The organism is Flagellimonas hadalis, from assembly GCF_007785775.2.
Taxonomy (GTDB): domain Bacteria; phylum Bacteroidota; class Bacteroidia; order Flavobacteriales; family Flavobacteriaceae; genus Flagellimonas; species Flagellimonas hadalis.
The window spans coordinates 1-18,255 of the sequence record NZ_VNIK02000003.1; the positions used below are offsets into that span (position 1 = coordinate 1).

General features: G+C 47.2%; 15 protein-coding genes, 1 tRNA gene and 1 pseudogene. 2 read left to right on the forward strand and 15 right to left on the reverse strand.

The window, feature by feature from the left end; translation table 11 throughout:
• Window positions 1–653 (forward strand): annotated as a pseudogene (locus FOT42_RS18050) (hypothetical protein); the annotation flags it as partial.
• Window positions 654–1,011: 358 nt separating this feature from the next.
• On the opposite strand, the gene FOT42_RS06235 reads toward FOT42_RS18050, so the two are convergent.
• The 15 genes from FOT42_RS06235 to mraZ form a co-directional block, all read right to left on the reverse strand.
• Window positions 1,012–1,085, reverse strand: a tRNA-Arg gene (locus FOT42_RS06235).
• Window positions 1,086–1,096: 11 nt separating this feature from the next.
• Window positions 1,097–1,549 carry a GatB/YqeY domain-containing protein gene (locus FOT42_RS06240; protein WP_151889725.1) on the reverse strand — a complete coding sequence of 151 codons (453 nt, stop codon included), beginning with the start codon at window positions 1,547–1,549 and terminating at the stop codon, window positions 1,097–1,099.
• Between the two features lie 103 nt (window positions 1,550–1,652).
• On the reverse strand, window positions 1,653–3,635 hold the full coding sequence (ftsZ, locus tag FOT42_RS06245; RefSeq protein ID WP_151889726.1) for a cell division protein FtsZ: 1,983 nt from the start codon (window positions 3,633–3,635) through the stop codon (window positions 1,653–1,655).
• A gap of 29 nt (window positions 3,636–3,664) precedes the next feature.
• Window positions 3,665–4,996 (reverse strand): cell division protein FtsA, encoded by a 1,332-nt coding sequence (gene ftsA / locus FOT42_RS06250; protein WP_151889727.1) that lies wholly within the window; start codon window positions 4,994–4,996, stop codon window positions 3,665–3,667.
• A 3-nt stretch (window positions 4,997–4,999) separates the two neighbouring features.
• Window positions 5,000–5,719 carry a cell division protein FtsQ/DivIB gene (locus tag FOT42_RS06255; RefSeq protein WP_151889728.1) on the reverse strand — a complete coding sequence of 240 codons (720 nt, stop codon included), beginning with the start codon at window positions 5,717–5,719 and terminating at the stop codon, window positions 5,000–5,002.
• The gene (murC, locus tag FOT42_RS06260; RefSeq protein ID WP_151889729.1) at window positions 5,709–7,058 is read right to left on the reverse strand and encodes a UDP-N-acetylmuramate--L-alanine ligase; all 1,350 of its coding nucleotides are present in this window, start codon (window positions 7,056–7,058) and stop codon (window positions 5,709–5,711) included. Before murC ends, FOT42_RS06255 begins: the two co-directional genes overlap by 11 nt.
• Window positions 7,055–8,143, reverse strand: a complete 1,089-nt coding sequence (murG, locus tag FOT42_RS06265) for an undecaprenyldiphospho-muramoylpentapeptide beta-N-acetylglucosaminyltransferase (RefSeq protein WP_151889730.1) — start codon at window positions 8,141–8,143, stop codon at window positions 7,055–7,057. The genes murC and murG overlap by 4 nt, the downstream gene beginning before the upstream one ends.
• Complete coding sequence (locus tag FOT42_RS06270) at window positions 8,130–9,335, reverse strand: FtsW/RodA/SpoVE family cell cycle protein (RefSeq protein WP_151889731.1); 1,206 nt, start codon at window positions 9,333–9,335, stop codon at window positions 8,130–8,132. Before FOT42_RS06270 ends, murG begins: the two co-directional genes overlap by 14 nt.
• Before the next feature lie 3 nt (window positions 9,336–9,338).
• Window positions 9,339–10,673 carry a UDP-N-acetylmuramoyl-L-alanine--D-glutamate ligase gene (gene murD / locus FOT42_RS06275; protein ID WP_151889732.1) on the reverse strand — a complete coding sequence of 445 codons (1,335 nt, stop codon included), beginning with the start codon at window positions 10,671–10,673 and terminating at the stop codon, window positions 9,339–9,341.
• Window positions 10,674–11,894 (reverse strand): phospho-N-acetylmuramoyl-pentapeptide-transferase, encoded by a 1,221-nt coding sequence (mraY, locus tag FOT42_RS06280; RefSeq protein WP_151889733.1) that lies wholly within the window; start codon window positions 11,892–11,894, stop codon window positions 10,674–10,676.
• 88 nt (window positions 11,895–11,982) lie between these two features.
• Window positions 11,983–13,446 carry a UDP-N-acetylmuramoyl-L-alanyl-D-glutamate--2,6-diaminopimelate ligase gene (locus FOT42_RS06285; RefSeq protein WP_151889734.1) on the reverse strand — a complete coding sequence of 488 codons (1,464 nt, stop codon included), beginning with the start codon at window positions 13,444–13,446 and terminating at the stop codon, window positions 11,983–11,985.
• On the reverse strand, window positions 13,443–15,452 hold the full coding sequence (locus tag FOT42_RS06290; RefSeq protein ID WP_151889735.1) for a penicillin-binding protein: 2,010 nt from the start codon (window positions 15,450–15,452) through the stop codon (window positions 13,443–13,445). The genes FOT42_RS06285 and FOT42_RS06290 overlap by 4 nt, the downstream gene beginning before the upstream one ends.
• A complete protein-coding gene (locus FOT42_RS06295) occupies window positions 15,452–15,769 on the reverse strand; it encodes an FtsL-like putative cell division protein (RefSeq protein ID WP_108424287.1) in 318 nt (105 codons plus the stop codon). The genes FOT42_RS06290 and FOT42_RS06295 overlap by 1 nt, the downstream gene beginning before the upstream one ends.
• Before the next feature lie 4 nt (window positions 15,770–15,773).
• Window positions 15,774–16,676 carry a 16S rRNA (cytosine(1402)-N(4))-methyltransferase RsmH gene (gene rsmH / locus FOT42_RS06300; protein WP_151889736.1) on the reverse strand — a complete coding sequence of 301 codons (903 nt, stop codon included), beginning with the start codon at window positions 16,674–16,676 and terminating at the stop codon, window positions 15,774–15,776.
• Window positions 16,669–17,124, reverse strand: a complete 456-nt coding sequence (gene mraZ, locus FOT42_RS06305; protein ID WP_151889737.1) for a division/cell wall cluster transcriptional repressor MraZ — start codon at window positions 17,122–17,124, stop codon at window positions 16,669–16,671. Before mraZ ends, rsmH begins: the two co-directional genes overlap by 8 nt.
• A 266-nt stretch (window positions 17,125–17,390) precedes the next feature.
• On the opposite strand from mraZ, the gene FOT42_RS06310 reads away from it, so the two are divergent.
• Window positions 17,391–18,155 (forward strand): alpha/beta fold hydrolase, encoded by a 765-nt coding sequence (locus tag FOT42_RS06310; protein WP_151889738.1) that lies wholly within the window; start codon window positions 17,391–17,393, stop codon window positions 18,153–18,155.
• Window positions 18,156–18,255 lie beyond the last annotated feature (100 nt).

Here is an 18,255-nt window from a genome sequence, read left to right on the forward strand (position 1 = left end):
ATGCCAACCTCATATTCATTTTTACTAATCAATTTATTTACTTTATGAAAACAACTCTTTTAAATGTATCAAAAATGGCCCTTTATCTTTTCCTGGGCCTGAGTATTGCCCTCGTTTCTTGTTCTGGCGAAGATGGCAAGGATGGAATAGATGGCGAAATGGGACTGCAAGGACCTGCCGGGCAGGACGGTGCTGATGGTCAGGACGGGAATGCCAACGTGATTGTTTCCGATTGGATGCAGATTGTTTGGGATGATGTGAACTCCGATAACCCTCCTACTATAGGAGAAATGTACATTGAAGAAATCCCTGGAATCGATGATATGAATGCCTTCTTGGAGACTGAAGGGGTTGTTCTTGTCTATTTAAGGAGAACTAGTGGCTTTGCAACCATCACAACATTACTCCCGTATGATGATGACTTTTATTACATATATGCTTATACTTCGACTACAACAGATCCAAATTTTTTCAACAATGCATTGGTTATCAGAGGAGAATCAGTTTTTGGTGTGACCGAAATTGAAAACAATGATTCCTATATGGTGAAATACGTTGTGGTCCCAGCTAATATTGCCCAAGCCAATGATTTGACCAACAACATGCCCAAAAGCTTTGGCGAGGCCGCGACTTTGTTTGGGTTGAACCAGTAATTGTTTGTTTTTAAGTTAATATAGTTGAAGCCCGGCGGACGTTCCCATACCAAGCCCTCTTTGTCTGTCGGGTATTTTTTAGGCAATTGGAAAAAAGCAGGCAAAATGCCTGCTTTTGTTTTTGTGAATTGAGGGGGATTGCATTTCCCCGGACGTTCCGTTCTGAAAATCAAAAAGCCCCACTTACAAATTCAAGTTAACTTGATTTGACGTGAAGCCTTTTGATTTATCTGTGACCCAGGGAGCCTACCTATCGGCAGACAGGGATTCGAACCCCAACCCTCAGAGCAGAAACCTGCCTGCCGGCAGGCTGGTCTGATATTTAAAAAAGCCTGCAAAAATTTGCAGGCTTTAAGTGTGACCGCGGGAGGATTCGAACCCCCAACCCTCAGAGCCGAAATCTGATATTCTATCCAGTTGAACTACGCGGCCTTTATCTTATGTTATGAACTCAATTTTGCCTTTACGATGTTGGAAATGGTCTTCCCATCGGCCTGGCCTGCCAATTCCTTGGAGACAATGCCCATCACCTTGCCCATATCCTGCATTCCCGAAGCACCAACCGATTCAATGGTTTTGAGTACCACTTTTTCAACCTCTTCCTCGGACAGTTGTTCGGGCAGGAATTTCTCGATCACCGCCACCTGTGCAAGTTCTGGCCCGGCCAAATCTTCCCTCCCTTGTTGTTGGAAGATGGTGGCACTGTCTTTTCGCTGTTTTACCAGCTTCTGGATCAATTTCACTTCATCTTCCTCCGAAAGTTCGGCACCGGCCCCTGTTTCCGTCTTCGCCAACAAAATGGCCGATTTGATGGCACGCAATGATTCCAAGGCAACGGTATCTTTTGCCTTCATGGCTACCTTCATTTCAGTCATTACCTTTTCCTGCAAACCCATTTCCATCTATTTTGGGCTGCGAAGATAAAAAATAAACCCGAAAGTATTTCAACTTTCGGGTTCATGCTTCCATTTAAAAAATGGATGTCAATTCTAAACACTACTAATCAACATTATCGTGCAAAAATGAGTTGTTGGATCGCAACTGTAAGTCATCGTTGCTGTCCTCGCTCAAAGTGGTCCTAGAGACTTTCTGTTCTTTGGGAACATCGTTCAAATCCACGCCTTGACGCTTATAGGCTGGCTGTTTCTCAATCTCGTCTATGCTGTTCCTGTTGTTCTGGAACTTATAGTTGAAATTTTTCAGTTTTCTTCTTCGCTCATCGGCCCTATCTTTTAAAAGATCGCTGATGGAACTGTTGAAGGGATCCAAACTGTCCGTGGTTTCCTCTTTTTGGTTGGACGCCTCCATTTTCAAGGTCTTTTTCTCGAAAACGAGTTCGTTTTCCACCAATTTGGGTTCGTGGGTCTCGGCCATGGACTTCGCCCCGGTCAATTTGGTTTCCAACTCCATGTACTCTTCCAAATTATAGCGCGTCTCCCCCTGCTTATTGTATTCCAAAACAGGCTTTACCTCCACATATTCGTTCACTTTCACATCTCCAATGCCATCGTCCAAGTTGAAAGTGATCGTGTGCTCCCTTTCATTCTCTTCCTCCTCTTTTTCGCTGTGGAGGGGCATATCAAAACTCAGAGTAAACTGGTCTTCCTGCGACTTGGGAGCAACCACTTCAGGTTCCACGACCTCTATATTGTTGATAATGTTCTTGGCTTCAATGATGATAAAGTCATCCTCCACATATTCAGGGACCACTTCTTCATAAAAAACATTGAAATTCCGGATATAGCTTGTTGTGGGCACCAAATCTGGTTCTTGTATCTTGGCCTTGGGTGCAACGCGCTGCTCCACTTCCTCATCTTTCATCTCCAAAGTGTGCTTCACCACGGTAGGTTCCGGCTCTGGTTCCACCACTGGAATCTTTTCTACCCTAACTTCTTGTACCGCTGTGGCCTCGGGGGTTAAATCTTGTTGAGCGGTCTGCTCGTCCTCCAACGTATAGAATACCTTTTTGGATTCCGTGTTCACTATGTTGTCCTGCTGGTCTACATTGAAACCAGTGGCGATCACGGTGACCGCAATGGCCTCGCCCAAGCTTTCATCCTCACCCACACCCATGATGATGTTGGCGCCATGTCCCGCCTCTATCTGGATATGATCATTGATCTCCCCGATCTCATCGATGGTGATTTCCTGGGAACCGGAAACAATGAGCAACAGCACATTCTTGGCCCCATGGATCTTGTTGTCGTTCAGCAATGGGGAATCCAAAGCTTTCATGATGGCCTCGGTGGCCCTTGCGGAACCTGATGCAGCAGCAGAGCCCATGATGGCCGTTCCACTGTTGGAAAGCACGGTCTTGGCATCCCTAAGGTCAATGTTCTGTGTATAGTGATGCGTGATGACTTCTGCGATACCCCTTGCCGCAGTTGCCAACACTTCGTCCGCCTTTGAGAAGCCGGCCTTAAACCCAAGATTGCCGTACACTTCACGAAGTTTGTTGTTGTTGATCACGATGAGCGAATCCACATTTGCCCGCAATTTTTCTATCCCCAATTGTGCCTGCTTGTTACGCATGGCCCCTTCAAACTGGAACGGGATGGTAACGATGCCAACGGTAAGGATGTCCAGTTCCTTGGCCAGTTTGGCAAGAATGGGTGCGGCCCCGGTACCGGTTCCTCCCCCCATACCTGCAGTGATAAAGGCCATTTTGGTATTCTGTCCCAACATGCCCTTGATCTCTTCCATACTCTCCAAGGCAGCCTGCTCCCCAACATCGGGGTTGGCGCCTGCCCCAAGACCTTCAGTGAGGGATACCCCCAACTGGATCTTATTGGGTACAGAGCTGTTCTGTAAGGCTTGGGCATCGGTGTTGCAGATCACGAAATCCACTCCATTGATCCCTGCCTGGAACATATGGTTGATGGCGTTGCTACCGCCGCCGCCTACTCCTATTACCTTTATTACGTTGCTTTTGTTCTTGGGCAAATCAAAAGCGATGTTGTCAAATTCAGTGTTCTTGCTCATGACAGTTGTGTTTCGTTAATGGGGTTATATTATTCTGCATTGTCCAAAAAGTCCTTCAACTTCTCGGACCATTTGTCAAAAATGGATTTTCTTTCCTTATGCGAGGTCATGGTGGCTTCCGCCCCTACATGCTCCTGCTCCACCAACACCTTTTCCTCTTTTTGCACTTCTTCCTGTTGACCTACCACTTTGCCCAGGGTTTTGGACTCCAAGGCGTTCATCAACAGGCCTACCGCTGTCGCATATAACGGACTGGCAATTTCCTCATCGGAATCGCCCGCCAAATGTTCGTTGGGATAACCGATTCGGGTGTCCATCCCAGTGATATACTCCACCAATTGCTTCAAATGCTTCAATTGGCTTCCCCCACCGGTCAATACGATTCCAGCGATCAATTTTTTCTTTTGGTCCTCATGGCCATAGTTCTTGATCTCCACATAGACCTGCTCTATGATCTCCACCACTCTTGCATGGATGATCTTGGAGAGGTTCTTCAAGGTGATCTCCTTGGGCTCCCTACCCCTCAGACCTGGAATGGAGACAATCTCGTTGTCCTTGTTCTCGCCCGGCCATGCGGAACCGAATTTGATCTTCAACAGTTCGGCCTGCTTTTCGATGATGGAACAGCCTTCTTTGATGTCTTCGGTGATCACGTTGCCCCCAAAAGGGATAACGGAGGTATGGCGAATGATCCCGTCCTTGAAAATGGCAAGGTCCGTGGTTCCGCCACCTATATCGATAAGGGCAACGCCCGCTTCTTTTTCTTCCTGGCTCAGAACGGCTTCTGCAGAGGCCAAAGGCTCCAAGGTGATGTTGCCTAGGTCAAGCCCCGCGCTTTTGATACACCTTCCTATGTTTTTGATGGATGACACCTGACCGACCACTACATGGAAATTGGCTTCCAAACGGCCGCCGTACATTCCCTTGGGTTCCTTTATTTCGGACTGGCCATCCACTTTGTATTCCTGTGGCAATACATGGATAATCTCCTCACCGGGAAGCATGACCAGTTTATAGACTTGGTTGCAAAGCCTGTCCAAATCGTCATTGTTGATGACTTCCTCGGAATTTGGCCTGGTGATGTAGTCACTGTGCTGTAGGCTGCGTATGTGCTGTCCGGCAATGCCCACGACAACCGAACCTATCTTTAGGCCAGAGTTCAGTTCTGCCTGCTCCACTGCCTGTTGAATGGAGGAGATGGTCTGCGTGATGTTGTTCACCACTCCCCTGTGCACGCCCAGACTCTTGGACTTGCCCATTCCCAGAACCTCAATTTTTCCATACTCGTTCTCCCTACCAATGATCGCCACGATCTTGGTGGTTCCAATATCCAACCCAACTGAATAATTACCCTGTTCCATATCTTATATTTTGGTGCAAACCACTTGATTGTTGAACTCCAAACTTACTATTGCATAATCCTCCAAGGAATTGTCCTTGGCCGCTTTGGCATAGAAAGCCATGAAATTCTTGAACTTTGTATTTAGATTGTCCACTCCCCCCAAATTCACCACAAAGTTCTCCATGCGGAATTTGAGTTGGTAGTTTCCTTCTTCTTCAATATGTATCCCAATGACGTTTTTTCTGAGAAAATCATCTTCGTTGATATAGTTGAGGATCACATATGCGTCCTCAAGGGTCCTGCCCGTAATTTTACCCGTGATGATGGGCACCCTTGCCGAATGTTGCTTGGACAATGGCATGCGCTCTCCCAAATCATCCAAATAAAATTTGGAGACCCCTTCTACTCTTCCAATCGGTTTACGCTGAACAATCTTTGAGATAAGTTCCCCGTTTACAGTAAGATAGACTTGGGCGTTTTTCACCATATCGTTGGACAGAATTACCTCCTCTATGGTATTCAAAACTAATTGTTCTTTGGCCCTATTTTTTACGGGGCCGTAATTTTGTATTAACAATTTATTAACCGCATCCTCAGTCAAGTACAAATTGTTGTCGCCCACAAATTTAACCGAGACGTCTTCCACCTTCCTTTTTTTGCTCCGTTGATCGGCAAAACCGTAAAGTGCAATTACGGCAACCGACAGAAAAGCCAATTTGATGTAATTCCAATTAACCCGCATAAGCCAATTCTTTTTTTATTTTGGGCACTTCAAGCCCAATATCCCCTGCGCCAAGGGCCACTAAAACCCCTGTTTTGCAGTTACTCACTTCTTTTATCAGTTCCGCTTTGGGAACCAGTTTTTTATTGGGGTTGTTTATTTTCTGCAATAGCCAGGCCGATGTGATGCCTTCCATGGGTTCCTCCCGTGCCGGGTAGATTTCCAAGAGGATAACTTTATCGAACTGGGAAAGACTTCGGGCAAAATCGTCCGCAAAATCCTTGGTCCTTGAAAACAGGTGGGGCTGAAAAATCACCGTGACCTTTTCCCCGGGGTGCATCTCTCGTATGGCCTGATGCACCGCATCAATCTCAGCAGGATGATGTGCATAGTCATCGATAAAGACAAAATCCTTTTCCTTGATCTGGTACGAAAACCTTCGCTGCACCCCCTTGAACGTGGCCAAAGCTTCGGCAAGGCGGTGTGGTGGGCAACCTGTTTGCACCGCCATCGCAAAAGCAGCCAATCCATTGAGCAAATTGTGCCTACCAGGCTTGCCGAAACGGACTTGTTTCAGCACCTCGGAAGGCGTAACGAGATCAAATATGTAGGTTCCCTGTTCAATGTCAATATGTTCTATGCAAAAGTCAGAACCGTCCTCAATGCCAAAGGTGATGCCCTCCATGGGCAACCCTTTTCGGACGAACAGCTTGCCGCCGGGTTTTATCCTTCCGGCAAAATCCCGAAAGGACTGTAGCAACTCTTCATGGGTGCCATAAATGTCCAAGTGGTCGGCATCCATGCTTGTGATGCAGGCCACCGTGGGGAACAATCTCAAAAAGGAACGGTCGAACTCGTCGGCCTCCACCACGGAATACTCAGTGCCCTCCAGCACAAAATTGCTGTTGAAATCTTCCGATACCCCTCCCAAAAATGCAGTGAAGGGCAATCCACATTCTTTTAGCAAATGTGCCAAAATACATGAAGTGGTCGTTTTGCCATGGGTGCCCGCCACGGCCAAGCAATAGGAATCTTTGGTGATGATGCCCAACACTTCCGAACGCTTCTTGATCTCGAAACCGTTCGCTTTGTAGAAATTGAGTTCACCATGGGATGAGGGGACCGCAGGGGTATAGACCACCAAGGTGCCCGGCTGTTTGAACGTGTCCGGGACCGAAGCGATATCATCCTCAAAATGGACCTGGATGCCCTTTTCCTGAAGCCCATCGGTAATCGGCGTCGGGGTCTTGTCGTACCCGGCAACCGGTTTTCCGATAAAATCGAAATAACGGGCCAGAGCGGACATACCTATGCCTCCTATACCAATAAAATAGACGCTATGTATATTCTTCAGGTTCACTTCAGCAATTTTTCAATTTCATCCACTATATGTTCCGTGGCCTTGGGCATGGCCAATTTTTTGATGTTCGTTCGGAGTTGGCTTTGGAGTTCCTTCGAATCCATCAACTCAGTAAATTTTTGTTCAAATTCGGCATCCAGTTCGCTTTCCCTCAGCATGATGGCAGCTTCCTTGGACACCAGGGCATTTGCATTTTGGGTCTGATGGTCTTCGGCCACATTGGGCGATGGGATAAAAATCACCGGTTTTCCCACCAAGCAGAGCTCCGAAACCGAACCTGCCCCGGCCCTTGAAATGATGACGTCCGCAGCAGCATAGGCCAAGTCCATCCGATTGACGAAGGCCAATACCTTAACCGAATCCGAATCGTATGTTTTGTATTCCTCCACATAGAGCTTGCCACACTGCCAAAGCACTTGCAGCCCCTGCCCTTCAAAAAATTTCAATTCTTTCTGGACCAATTGGTTGATGCGCCTAGCACCCAGACTGCCTCCCAAGATCAGAACGGTCTTCTTTTTTGCATCCAAGCCAAAGAAACCGAGTGCCTCTTCCTTGCCCGATTTCTGGCCCACCAAATCCATGCGGACGGGATTGCCTGTCTTCACGATCTTTTCCTTTGGAAAAAACCGCTCCATGCCATCATACGCCACACATATTTTCTCGGCCTTTCCTGCCAATAGTTTGTTCGTGATGCCCGCAAAGGAGTTCTGCTCCTGCAGCACACATGGAATGCCCGCACTGGCCGCCATCCGCAACAATGGTCCACTGGCAAAGCCTCCCGTGCCTATGGCCACATGGGGTTTGAACTGCTTCACTATTTTTCTGGCTTCCAACAAACTGCTTATCACTTTAAAGGGAAACATGAGATTTTTCAATGTCAGTTTCCGTTGTATTCCACTTATCCACAAACCCTTGATCTCATATCCGGCCTGTGGCACTTTTTCCATCTCCATTTTATCCTTGGCCCCCACGAAAAGGAACTTGGCATCTGGATGCCTTTTCTTCAGCTCGTTGGCTATGGCCACTGCGGGATAGATATGTCCTCCCGTACCGCCCCCAGAAAGTATGAACCTATAACTGCCCACTCAATACTTCTAAAGGGTTGGTCTCATCTATGTCATAGGATTGCTCCTCCAAATTCTCTGTCTTGTTGCTCGCGCTCAACACGATGCCTATCGCCAAGCAGGTCATCCAAATGGATGTACCCCCCATACTGATCAGTGGCAATGGCTGGCCCGTTACCGGAAACAACTGCACCACGACGGCCATGTTGATGAAGGCTTGGAACACAATGGGCAGCCCAACCCCGATCACCAACAGTTTTGAAAACACCGTTTTGGCCGAGTGTGCCACTACTACGATCCGGAACAACAACAAGAGGTAAAAGAACAACAAAGCCCCTCCACCCAACAATCCATATTCTTCAATAATGATCGCAAAGATGAAATCCGAGGTACTTTGCGACAACATATTTTTCATAACGCTCTTTCCGGCCCCTTTGCCCACCACACCGCCTTCGGCGATGGCTATCTGCGCCAAGGTCAATTGGTGCAAATCGTCCTTGTCTGCCTGCTCTGGATGGATAAAGGTCTCTATCCTTGATTTCCATGTACCTGCCCTGTCCGGCAGCACCTCGGGTGCCTTGAAGAGCACGAACATGAACATACCGCCCAAAACGATTCCCGTACCCACCATGGCAAACAGGTATTTTAGTGGATACCCGCCCAAAAAGCACAGTACCAACACCATAAAACAGATGATTGCCGCCGTTGAAAAGTTTTCGGGCAAAATGAGCAGCACCACCAAGGCCGTTGGGAGCCAAAGTGGCAATATACTTTCCTTGAAAGTGATCTTGACATCCTTGATCTTGGTCAAATACCTGGCAATCCATATCATCAATACCACAGAGGCCAAAGTGGAAGTCTGGAAATTGACCCCCACAAAAGGAATCTTGATCCAGCGGTTTGCCGTGACCCCACCGATGCGGGTTTCTACTGTTAAAGTATAGGCCAATAAGATCAACACAATGGGCAGGGCAATGATGGAAAGCCCCTTAAAATAATGGGTAGGAATCTTATGGATGGCATAAATGATCCCAAAGCCCAAGAACAGGAGCACGGCATGCTTCACCAGGTGCCCAAATGTGGTCCCGTCATCGTTCACAAACACCAAATTGGTACTTGCGCTATAGACAGGCAAAAATGAGAAAAGGGCCAAAAGGGCCACTACGCCCCAGATGGCTTTATCACCTTTCAGATTTTTGAATATGGCCAACACGTTCTACAAATTTTTGATTGCTGCTTTAAATTGATCTCCCCTATCCTCATAGTTCTTGAAAAGGTCAAAACTGGCACAGGCCGGCGACAAAAGGACTGCATCGCCCCGTTCCGCCACCTTGTAGGCCACTTTTACCGCCTCCTCCATGGAATAGGTCTCCACCATCAGGTCTATCACATTGCCAAAAGACTCCTTCAACTTGGTATTGTCCATACCCAAACAGATAATGGCCTTTACCTTCTCCCTTACCAAGGGCATCAACTCCGCATAGTCGTTTCCTTTGTCCACTCCGCCCGCAATCCAAACAATGGGCTTTTTGATACCGTCCAGTGCATAGAAGGTGGCGTTGACATTGGTTGCCTTGGAATCGTTGATGTACTCCACATGGTTGATCTTCAACACTTTTTCCAACCTATGGGGCACTCCCTGAAAGGACTGGATACTCTGGCGAATGGTCTCTTTCCTGACCTTTACCAAAAGGGCGGCCATACTTGCGGCCATAGTGTTCTTTACGTTGTGCTGCCCTTCCAAGGCCAAAATATCTGTACTCATTTCCAAGGTTTTATGTTCTAATTTTATTTGTATCGTTTTATCCTCCAACCAGGCTCCTTCTTCCAGTTTTTTCTTGACCGAAAAAGGGACCAATTTGGATTGAACGGGGTTTTTCTTCAGCCAGTTTTCCATCACCTCATCATCGGCGTCATAGATCAGGTAATCGTTTTCATCCTGGTTCATGGCGATGCGGAACTTGGAGGCGATATAGTTTTCAAACTTGTACTCATATCGGTCCAAATGGTCCGGGGTGATGTTGGTGATCACGGCGATGTGTGGTTTGAAATCCACTATGCCGTCCAACTGAAAGCTGCTGATCTCCAACACATACTGATCCATATCCTTCTCGGCCACCATTTTGGCAAAGCTGTCACCAATGTTCCCTGCCATGCCCAAGTTCAGTCCACCTTTCTTCAAAAGGTGATAGGTCATCATCGTGGTCGTCGTCTTCCCGTTGCTTCCAGTGATTCCGATGAGGGTCGCATCGGTATATTTTGATGCAAACTCTATTTCCGAAATGACCGGAATACCTTTGGCAACAAGTGCCTTGACCAATGGTGCCTTATCGGGAATGCCCGGGCTTTTCATCACCACATCAGCATTCAGGATCTTGGCCTCCGTGTGATCGCCAGACTCCCATTCAATCTCAAAATGTTCAAGAACTTCTTTATATTTCTCCTTGATCTCACCTTTGTCCGAAACAAAGACCTCGAATCCTTTTTGCTTCCCCAAAATAGCGGTTCCCACACCACTTTCTCCTCCTCCAAGTATCACCAAGCGGCCCATCTATCGAATTTTTAGCGTGACAATGCTGATGATGGCCAATAAGATCCCAATGATCCAGAACCGCGTCACTATCTTGCTCTCGTGATATAATTTCTTTTGGTAATGATGGTGCAACGGCGCCATCAGGAATATACGTTTCCCTTCGCCATATTTCTTTTTGGTATGCTTGAAATACCCCACCTGCAACATCACCGACAGGGACTCTGCAAAAAAGATCCCGCAGAGTACGGGGAGCAACAGTTCTTTTCGCACCATAATGGCGATCACCGCAATGACCCCGCCGATGGTAAGGCTTCCCGTATCGCCCATAAATACTTGGGCAGGATAGGTATTGTACCATAGAAATCCGACCAAAGCCCCCACAAATGCGGCAATGAACACCACCAATTCTCCCACTCGGGGCAGGTAGAAAATGTCCAGATAATTTGAAAACTGGATATTACCGGAAACCCAGGCAAAAATGCCCAGGGTCAGCACGATAATTGCTGAGGAACCAGCCGCCAATCCATCAATTCCATCCGTTAGGTTGGCCCCATTGGAAACTGCGGTGACAATCAAAATGACCGCAGGGATGAAGATGAGCCACGCATAGTCCTCGACACCATCGCCCATCCATGAAATGAAATCGGCATAGTCCAACTCATTGTTCTTGAAAAAGGGCACATTGGTCCGGACCGCCTTGGTCTCTTCCCCAAAAACCTTTTCCACTTTGAAATCCTCGGTTATGGTCGTGGTATCTTTCTCCTTGATGGTCACCATGGGATGAAAATAGAGCGTGATGCCCACGATCAGCCCGAGGCCCACTTGCCCCATGACCTTAAACTTTCCTTTCAGTCCCTTTTTGTCTTTTTTGAATATCTTGATGTAATCATCCACAAACCCAATGACCCCCATCCAAATCGTGGTGACGATCAACAGAATCACATAGATATTCTTGATGTCGGCAAACAAGATCACGGGCAACAGGGTGGACATGATGATGATCAACCCTCCCATGGTGGGCGTTCCCGCTTTTTGTTGTTGGCCTTCCAGTCCAAGATCACGGATGCTTTCCCCGATCTGCTTTTTTTGCAGGAACACGATGATCCGCTTTCCGTATACCATTGCTATCAGAAGAGACAACATCACGGCCATGGCAGCCCTGAAGGTCAGGAACCTAAAAAGGCCCGCACCCGGCAGTTGGTATTGTTTCTCCAAAAATTCGAACAAGTAGTATAACATATTTTAGACGATAGATATTAGAATCTAGACGTTAGACTTTTTCTTTGTACTTTCCATTTCGCACTTCGCACTCCGTATTTCGAAAATCTTATTTGTTTAAACTGTTCAAAGCTTCCTTTACTTCTTTTAAATCATCAAATTCCACCCGTACACCATTGGTTTCCTGATAGGTTTCATGTCCTTTTCCCGCGACCAGGATGATGTCTTTGGCCATGGCCAATTGGCAAGCGGCCTTTATAGCCTGCTTTCTGCTCTCGATGGACAATACTTTTTTGGTGTTCTGGGCCTCCACTCCCTTTTCCATTTCCTCAATGATCGTGGCAGGTGATTCCGTTCTGGGGTTATCGGATGTAAAAATGGCCTGATCACTCATTTCGGAAGCGATATGACCCATAACCGGACGCTTAGACTTATCGCGGTCACCACCACACCCCACTACGGTGATGACCTTTTCATTTCCAGTCCTCAATGCATTGATGGTGATCAATACATTTTTTAGTGCGTCCGGCGTATGGGCATAATCAACTATTGCCGTTATTTTTTCTTTGGATATATAGTATTGGAACCTGCCATCCACGGTCTCCAATTCGCTCATCAGTCTCAGGATCTCCATTTTTTCCAATCCCAGAAGGTCGGCCACAGCATAGATGGCCAATAGGTTATAGGCATTGAAATCCCCAATGAGCTTCGTCCACAGTTCATTCTCATCCAGCTTCAACAACTGTCCATTGAACTGTCTTTCCAATATCTGGGCCCTGTAATCTGCATACGATTTTAGGGCATAGGTGTATTTTTTGGCCTTGGTGTTCTGCATCATCACCAATCCATTTTTATCATCGATGTTGACCAGGGCAAAAGCTGTCTTGGGCAAACTGTCGAACAATTTTTTCTTGGTATCGCGGTATTCCGCAAAAGTTTTGTGGTAATCCAGATGATCATGGGAGAGATTGGTAAAGACCGCTCCTGCAAAATACAGCCCTTCGGATCTTTTTTGATGGATGCCGTGCGAACTCACCTCCATGAAACAGCACTCCACACCTTCTGCGCTCATTTTTGCCAAATAATCGTTGATGGCCATGACATCTGGGGTCGTATGGCTCGCTGGATATTCCTTATTGCCCACCATAACTTTTATAGTGGAAAGAAGGCCGGCTTTATAACCCGCTTTCGTGTAGAGGTTGTACAGCAGCGTGGCTACCGTAGTCTTTCCATTGGTCCCTGTAATTCCGACCAGTTTTAGGTTTTTGGAAGGGTTTCCATAAAAATTGGATGCCATAACGGCCAAGGCACTGTTGCAATCCGGTACCTTCAAATAGGTGATGCCATTGATCAACAGTTCGGGCAGCTCTTCACAGACCACCGCTTTGGCACCTGAGTCCACCGCTTTTTGGATGTACTTATGACCATCGGTGATGGTTCCCCGAACGGCCACGAACACATCGTCCATCTCCACTTTTCTCGAATCGAAATGGATATGGTTCACCATGACGTTGGTATCCCCGCTCACCGCAGTGAGGCTCACACCATATAATATGTCCTTCAACAACTTCATGAAAGCTCCAGTACTATTTTCTTTACTTTTTTTATGTCCGTTCCTTGGTCTATGGACTGCTTCTTCACTTTTCCATTTCCGTGCACCTCCACTTCCAGTCCCAAATTTTCAAGCAAAGACACTGCATCCATCCCACTCATTCCTTTGACATTGGGCACGGTCCCAAACTTTTTCTGGGCCATGGCAAAGTATTGCTCGTACGCTTTATCCAAATCAGGGTCGTCATATTCCTTGGTTTCCACTTCATCCACCAAAGGTGAAATGGCATGTATTTTTTGTGCCATGGATTTGAAGACAGGACCTGATACGTCAGCTCCGTAATACCCCTCACTCTTGTCCGGCTCATGGATGATCACGATACAGGAATATTTGGGATTGTCCGCTGGAAAATACCCGGCAAAAGAGGAGATATAGGCCAGTTTGTCCGGGTCTTTCTCCACATAGTTCTTCTGGGTGGTCCCCGTTTTGCCTGCCATGGAAAAGTTCTTGGAGTACAGCCCGTGTCCCGTACCGTTCTTTTTTTCCACCACATCCTTCATGAGTTGCCTTACCTTGTCCACGGTTTCTTTGGAACAGATGGACGGGTTCAGCACTTCCTTGTCAAATCGTTTCACCACTTTACTGCCTTCCCTCACTTCTTTGATCAATCGGGGTTTCACCAACTCCCCGTCGTTGGCAATGGCATTGTAAAAGGCCAAGGTCTGCATGGGCGTCAACGACACTTCGTAGCCGTGGGACATCCATCCGAGGGAAATCCCCGACCAACCCTTGTCTCCCGGATAGCGGATCACAGGGTCCCCTTCCCCAATGATGGGAAGGTCCAATTTTTTGTGCAGCCCCATGTTCATCAAACGGTTCACGAATTTGGCAGGCCGCTCTTTATAATTTTCATTGATGATCTTGGCAAAAGCAGTGTTCGAGGAAACCGCAAAGGCTTCGGCGACGGAAATCTTTCCATAACCGCCCCATTTGGAATCCTTCACCACACCATCATATATCCTGTACCTTCCTTTTTCGGTATCGATGACCGTACTGGTATCCACGACCTTATCTTCCAGAGCCGCCACCAGGGACATCAATTTAAAGGTAGAACCCGGCTCGTGCGATTCCCCTACGGCATAGTTCAATTTTTCGTAGTATGTCCCATCAGAGGTGCGTCCCAGATTGGAGATGGCCTTCACCTCCCCGGTCTTGGTCTCCATGACCACGACACAACCATGGTCCGCCTTATATTTTTCAAGCTGTTTCAATAATTCGTGATGGGCAATGTCCTGAATGTTCACATCGATGGTGGACACCACGTCCAGGCCATCCTGTGGCTCCACAATATTGTCCAGACCCACGGGCTTCCATTGGCCCTTTGCTATTTTTTGCTTCAGGCGTTTTCCTTCCCTGCCCCTTAGATAGGTCTCGCCAAAGGCACCATCCAATCCCACACGGGTATAGTATCCATTTTCATCCACTTTTTCATAACCAATGCTCCTGGCCGCCATCTTACCCAAAGGGTATTCCCGTACCACACGATGGGTCTCGATGAACCCACCCTTATATGGGCCTAGGTTAAAAAGAGGGAACTGCTTTATACGAACATAACTCAGGTAATCCACGTTACGGGCCACCAGTTCGTACCTGCTCCCATTGGCCCTGGCCTTTCTGAACAATTGCCTATAATAGGAAGAAGGCCGGTTGAAAAGAATTCCCAACGAATCGGACAGTGCGGCAACATGGTTTTGGAAATTTGTTTCGGACACCGTTTGGGCATCGAACCTGATCTCGTATTTGGGAACGGACGCGGCCAATAGACTACCATCTTCGGAGTACAGGTTACCCCGATTGGGTTCTATGGTAAACATTTTTTCAGTCTGGCTCAGGGCAAGTTCCTTGTACTTTTCACCTTCCACCATCTGGATATCCACCAGCTTCACCACCACGGCAATGGCCATGACCAGAAGTCCACCTGCTACCAGGTAGAGCCTATTCATGATATTTTTTTCGGTGATTGCCACTATTCCGCTGATTTTACCACTATTTTCTTCGGTGGGTTTTCCGAAGGAACAAGTCCCTTGTCCGCCACTTCTTTCCGCAAAGTGGATTCCAGCTTGAGCTGTTGCACATTGGACCTTCCTTGAAAAAACTCACTTTTCAATTTTCTCACCTCCTCGTTCAAGGCGGCTATTTCCATTACTTTTTTATCGGCATTGTGACTGCTGGAGATCATCAATGCGGCCAAGAAAGAGGCATACAACAAAAACATCCAGTTCTTGGGAGCATCCCCGCTCACCAAAAACTTTCCTTTTAATATGTCCAGCAATCCTTTTCTCATTTTTTTATATGCGTTCCGCAATGCGGAGTTTTGCACTTCTTGCCCTGTTGTTTCGGGCTACTTCTTCTGCGGATGGCACTATGAGCCCTCCTACTTTTTTCAAAGGAACGTCGATGTTCCCATAAAAATCCTTTTTAGGTTCGCCCTCAAACCGTCCGTCGCGTATGAAACGCTTCACCAAACGGTCTTCCAGGGAGTGGTAACTGATCATGCTCAATCGCCCACCTTTTTCCAGAACTTCCGGCACTTGGAGCAAAAACTCCTTCAGCACCGCTATCTCTTGATTGACCTCGATCCGAATGGCCTGATAGATCTGGGCCAAAATCTTGTTCTCCTTCATCTTGGGCAAAAACTTGCCCAAGGTCTGTTTCAATTCTTCCGTGGTTTTGATCGGATTGACTCCCCTTGCCTCCACAATGGTCTTGGCCATGGCGTGGGCGTTTCGCAGTTCCCCATATTGGAACAGCACCGAGGCCAGATCTTCTTGGGGGTAGGAGTTGATCACCTCATAGGCCGAAAGCACATTATTCCTGTCCATACGCATGTCGAGATCTGCATTGAACCTCGTGGAGAATCCACGGGCCGCTTCATCGAACTGATGGGAGGAAACTCCGAAATCCGCCAAGATTCCATCGACTTTCCGAATACCATAGAACTTTAGATATTGCTTGAGGTAGCGAAAATTCTGGTTGATCAATTGGAACCTGTCATCATGCAATGCATTTTGCAGGGCATCCTCATCTTGATCAAATGCGAACAGCTTTCCGCCCTCGCCCAATCGTTTCAATATTTCACTGGAGTGCCCTCCACCACCAAAGGTGACGTCCACATACACCCCGTCTGGCTTTATGTCCAATCCGTCCACCGACTCTTGCAACAGTACCGGATTGTGATATGCATCATTCATCGTCATCAAAGATCTCTTCGGCCAAATCCGCATAATCCTTCTCCCCTTCAGCCAAGACTTTCTCATACTTGTCCTTGTCCCAAATCTCTATCTTGTCAAAAACAGCGTTGAGCACTACTTCCTTATCGATTCCTGCAAAATCCACGAGGTTCTTGGGTATCTGCAACCTTCCAGAATCCCCATCGATGGCGACTTCCTTCATCCCGGCCACAAAATTTCTCACAAAAGCATCGTACTTGCGGTTGATTTTGCTCTTCTTCATCACCTTTTGCATCAGCACATCGAACTGTTGTTTGGGATACAGCTCCAGGCACTGCTGAAAAACCGACCTCTTGATAACGAACCCTTCTTTCAGGACAGGCAATAGCTGATTCTTCAAGGAAATGGGCAGCAATACCCTTCCTTTTGAATCCGCTTTGCAATCATGTTGTCCTATGATATGGGTCACTAGAAATCAATTGGTTACTTAATACAACTCAAATATATAGATTTTATTTCCACATTTCTCCACTTAACACCACTTTTGTTAATAAATTCACCACTTTTAGACCAAAAACCAACTTTTGGACCGGGCAAACACTCCCCGTGAATATGCTCCTCTACTTCACAAATCTTGGGGAAACCGAAAAAACTTGTCCCCCATGCACCAAAAACCTGAATTCTTTGTAACATGAAATGCCTATATTTGCCCCTCTTACTACCAACTGACTATTAATGGAAGAGCATTTAATTGAGGATGGCAAATACAGATATATAGAAAAGGGCGAGGGAACCCCCATGATCATCCTGCACGGACTCATGGGTGGGCTCAGTAATTTTCAAGGCGTATCTGACTATTTCCCCTCCAAGGGCTACAAGGTCTTGATCCCCGAGCTCCCCATTTACGACATGCCCATTCTAAAAACCACCGTAAAGAACTTTGCCAAGTTTCTGGAAGGCTTCATCGAGGCCAAAGGATTGAAGGATGTCATTCTTCTGGGCAATTCCCTTGGTGGACATATTGGTCTCTTGCACACCAAAATGTTCCCCGAAATGGTCAAGGCACTCGTCATCACCGGAAGCTCCGGGCTCTATGAAAGTGCCATGGGCGACGGTTATCCGAAGCGTGGTGATTATGAGTTCATCAAGAAAAAGGCGCAGGATGTCTTTTACGATCCCGAAGTGGCCACCAAAGAAATTGTGGACGAGGTGTTTGCCACGGTGAACGACAGGATGAAGTTGGTAAAGACCCTTGCCATTGCCAAAAGCGCCATCCGCCATAACATGTCCAAGGACCTGCCACACATGAAGACCCCCACGTGCATCATTTGGGGCGAGAACGATACGGTGACCCCTCCCAATGTGGCCAAGGAGTTCCACGAACTTTTGCCGGATTCCGACCTCTACTGGATCGAGAAATGCGGCCATGCACCCATGATGGAGCACCCCGAGGATTTTAACCGCATTCTTGACGCTTGGTTGAAGAAGCGCAATTTTTGACATCAAAGACGTAAGACAAAAGAGCCAAGAGACAAGACCAAAAGCTTAGTAAATAGGTTCCTTGTCTGTAATTCTTGTATCTTGTTTACCATATATTATT